Source organism: Neoroseomonas marina (genome assembly GCF_012927745.1).
Classification (GTDB): Bacteria; Pseudomonadota; Alphaproteobacteria; order Acetobacterales; family Acetobacteraceae; genus Neoroseomonas; species Neoroseomonas marina.
Genome location: NZ_JABBKX010000020.1, coordinates 1 through 2,500, shown reverse-complemented (window position 1 = coordinate 2,500; position 2,500 = coordinate 1). Strand labels below are relative to the sequence as shown.

Sequence of the window (2,500 nt, the reverse complement as noted above, 5' to 3'; positions counted from 1 at the left end):
AAACCTGGTGATCTAGCCATGGACAGGTTGAAGGTGGGGTAACACCCACTGGAGGACCGAACCCACGCCTGTTGAAAAAGTCGGGGATGATCTGTGGTTAGGGGTGAAAGGCCAATCAAACCAGGAAATAGCTGGTTCTCCGCGAAATCTATTGAGGTAGATCGTCCGTCGATCACCGTCGGAGGTAGAGCACCGGAAGGGCTAGGGGGGCCCAAAGCCCTACCAAACCCTACCGAACTCCGAATGCCGATGAGTGCAGGCGGGCAGACAGACAGTGGGTGCTAAGGTCCATTGTCGAGAGGGAAACAACCCAGACCACCAGCTAAGGCCCCCAAATGATGGCTAAGTGGGAAAGCATGTGAGACGGCCAAAACAACCAGGAGGTTGGCTTAGAAGCAGCCATCCTTTAAAGAAAGCGTAATAGCTCACTGGTCTAAACAAGCTGTCTTGCGGCGAAAATGTACCGGGGCTCAAGCCATCTGCCGAAGCTGTGGGTGTGTAGCAATACACGCGGTAGCGGAGCGTTCCCTAGGCCAGTGAAGCGGTACCGGTGACGGGCCGTGGAGGTATGGGAAGTGCGAATGCGGACATGAGTAGCGACAAAGAGAGTGAGAAACTCTCTCGCCGAAAGTCCAAGGGTTCCTGCGCAAGGTTAATCCGCGCAGGGTGAGCCGGCCCCTAAGGCGAGGGCGAAAGCCGTAGCCGATGGGAACCAGGTGAATATTCCTGGGCCCGCCAGAAGTGACGGCCATGAAGTTCTGTCAGTCCTTATCGGATTGGTCTGGCAGTTGGATTGGTCCGGGAAATAGCTCTGGCATATGGACCGTACCCGAAACCGACACAGGTGGACTGGATGAGTATTCCAAGGCGCTTGAGAGAACCATGCTGAAGGAACTAGGCAAATTGCCCGCGTAAGTTAGCGATAAGCGGGACCCATCTGTGGGCAACCATGGGTGGGTGGCACAGACCAGGGGGTGGCGACTGTTTAGTAAAAACACAGGGCTCTGCGAAATCGAGAGATGACGTATAGGGTCTGACGCCTGCCCGGTGCCGGAAGGTTAAAGGGAGGAGTGCAAGCTCCGAACTGAAGCCCCGGTAAACGGCGGCCGTAACTATAACGGTCCTAAGGTAGCGAAATTCCTTGTCGGGTAAGTTCCGACCTGCACGAATGGCGTAACGACCTCCCCACTGTCTCCAGCATGGGCTCAGCGAAATTGAATTCCCCGTGAAGATGCGGGGTACCCGCGGTCAGACGGAAAGACCCTATGAACCTTTACTGCAACTTGGCAGTGGCGCCAGGAAGGGGCTGTGTAGGATAGGTGGGAGGCTTTGAAGCCGGGGCGCCAGCCTTGGTGGAGCCAACCTTGAAATACCACCCTGCGCCTTTCTGGCGTCTAACCGAACCCCGTCACCCGGGGTCGGGACCCTGCCTGGTGGGCAGTTTGACTGGGGCGGTCGCCTCCCAAAAGGTAACGGAGGCGCGCGATGGTGGGCTCAAGCCGGTCGGACATCGGCTGTTGAGTGCAAAGGCACAAGCCCGCCTGACTGCGAGTGCGACAGCACGAGCAGGGACGAAAGTCGGCCTTAGTGATCCGGTGGTCCCGCGTGGAAGGGCCATCGCTCAACGGATAAAAGGTACTCTAGGGATAACAGGCTGATCTCCCCCAAGAGTCCACATCGACGGGGAGGTTTGGCACCTCGATGTCGGCTCATCGCATCCCGGGGCTGGAGCAGGTCCCAAGGGTTCGGCTGTTCGCCGATTAAAGCGGTACGTGAGCTGGGTTTAGAACGTCGTGAGACAGTTCGGTCCCTATCTGCCGTGGGTGTTGGAGACTTGAGAGGATCTTTCCCTAGTACGAGAGGACCGGGAAGGACGCACCTCTGGTGCACCGGTTGTGGCGCCAGCCGCATCGCCGGGTAGCCAAGTGCGGAATGGATAACCGCTGAAGGCATCTAAGCGGGAAACCAGCCTCAAGACGAGGTCTCCCTAAGGGTCGTGGAAGACCACCACGTCGATAGGCCGCAGGTGGAAGCTCCGTAAGGAGTGCAGCCGAGCGGTCCTAATCACCCGATAGAACTCCATATCCCCTACACCACCGCATGGATGGGCAACCATCCACCGCGCACAGCGCCAAACCACGCACACACACAACTCAGATCATCACACCATCATCCAGAGGATCCGGCCCGGTGGCCTGGTGGCCATCGCGGGGTTGCTACACCCGTTCCCATCCCGAACACGGCCGTGAAACACCCCAGCGCCCATGGTACTGCGTCTTAAGGCGCGGGAGAGTCGGTCGCCGCCAGGCCACCAGGCCGGATCCTCTGGACTTCCTCACCCACGCGGGGTGGAGCAGCCCGGTAGCTCGTCAGGCTCATAACCTGAAGGTCACAGGTTCAAATCCTGTCCCCGCATCCAACGATCGCGTACCCAAGAACACATCAAGCCCATTGGCAGCCGCCAGTGGGCTTTTTGATGTCCGAGGGCCGCCCTCACCAC

1 tRNA gene and 2 rRNA genes (1 of these 3 cut by a window edge) are annotated in these 2,500 nt (G+C 58.6%); all 3 read left to right on the top strand.

Annotated features, from left to right (window positions below):
• Positions 1-2,085, top strand: a 23S ribosomal RNA gene (locus GWK16_RS24840) (it extends 653 nt beyond the left edge of the window).
• 109 nt (positions 2,086-2,194) lie between these two features.
• Positions 2,195-2,309: ribosomal RNA gene (rrf, locus tag GWK16_RS24835) — 5S ribosomal RNA — on the top strand.
• Between the two features lie 33 nt (positions 2,310-2,342).
• Positions 2,343-2,419: transfer RNA gene (locus GWK16_RS24830), tRNA-Met, on the top strand.
• Positions 2,420-2,500: the final 81 nt, after the last annotated feature.